This is a genomic window from Psychrobacter sp. H7-1, assembly GCF_904846585.1.
Classification (GTDB): domain Bacteria; phylum Pseudomonadota; class Gammaproteobacteria; order Pseudomonadales; family Moraxellaceae; genus Psychrobacter; species Psychrobacter raelei.
Genome location: NZ_CAJHBH010000092.1, coordinates 1 through 1,361 on the forward strand (window position 1 = coordinate 1; position 1,361 = coordinate 1,361).

Consider the following 1,361-nt stretch of genomic DNA (forward strand, 5'->3'; position numbering starts at 1 on the left):
CATAGGTATCTACACAAATTTACTAGCCGCATCAGCGAATTGACGTAGTTTGTCAGGGGAATAATGATTTACCAGTTCGTTAAAATTAAGCCACTGGAACAATCCTGCCATCACAGCAGGTGCGGTTATTGGTTTGCTCCGTTTCATTTGTCGCCCTGACAGGCGCACTAAAAACAAAGCAAACTCTTTCGACTGTTTATCAGTTTTTTGCATAATACGCCACACGAGCGTACAAGCCTGAGAGGCAATTAACAACCGCTTAAAATAAGCGTCTCCACTTTGCTGTAACCAGGACTCTAACTGAAGTCCTGCACTTTTAAGCAATTTAAAATAAGATTCTATTTGCCAACGCCAATAATACCACTGACTAATATCTGCACCCTTGACGGACGGCTCTTGCAAGTTACTTAATAAATACCAAGTCGCTAGCCGTTTATCTTGATCATCATAGATACGACTGACGGTTAACAGTAAAGGTAAAGGCTTGCCTTTAATCGGTGCTATTCGCTTACCTGTTGCAGGGTCAATGGCTTGGGGTTTAGCGTTGCGAGTTAATACCACTTTCGCCGTGGCGATATATTGTTTAGCAGCTTTACCTTTGTAATTGACTTGTCGTTGATAGCTAAAATTAAGTTGCCCAGCTATCTGGCTACAGCGCTGGGATTTACCCTCATAACTTAAGTAGGAGCCTGCTTTGACTCGAGTAATAAACTTGTAATGACGCTCATCCCATTGACGCATGTGATAGGCTGAGTCAGCTTCTCTATCGATAATATGAATTAAAGGCTTATCAAATCCTTGCTGTTCTAAATACTCAATGCGTGTGGTTAATTCATTAAGATGGGTTTGTTTGGCAGGAGTGTCCTGATAGCTACTATGAACGCCATTGGCTGTTACAAGGTTCTGAGCAGGTGTTGCTATAGGTCTGCCATTAATATCGCTAACTAAAACGCTTGATTGCAATTCATAACCAACATCTAAGTTATGTGTCATCGCATAGGTGTCTTGTTTGTTGTGATGCGTAAGTGACAGACGCGACCAGTCGTGCATTACTAGCCCATAGCGTTTGCAGTCCTCTCGACATCCTCGTAAGCTGTTTTCAAGTAACGGCTTACTAAGCTCTTGATAGCTGATGTTGTCATTATGCACAAATCGCCATAACGCTTGGGTCTGAGCAAAACTGCTTTTAGTATCCATAGTTGCTTTCATACCAGCATGTAGATAACCGTTTGGGTGAGTGTGATTGCGTACGAGTTGCTGATAACGTTTAATAAGTCTCGTATCTAGGGTCATTTTCTCTATACCATACTGCGCTATTTTATCAAATTTATGCTCACTGATAAATTGTGTAGATACCTATG

Annotated in this window: 1 protein-coding gene; it reads right to left on the reverse strand. The window is 41.6% G+C overall.

Features of this window, described 5'->3' with window-relative positions; all coding sequences use genetic code 11:
* Window positions 1–9: 9 nt before the first annotated feature.
* Entirely contained in the window at window positions 10–1,293 is a 1,284-nt protein-coding gene (locus tag JMX92_RS13285; RefSeq protein ID WP_201546145.1) for a transposase, read from the reverse strand.
* Window positions 1,294–1,361 lie beyond the last annotated feature (68 nt).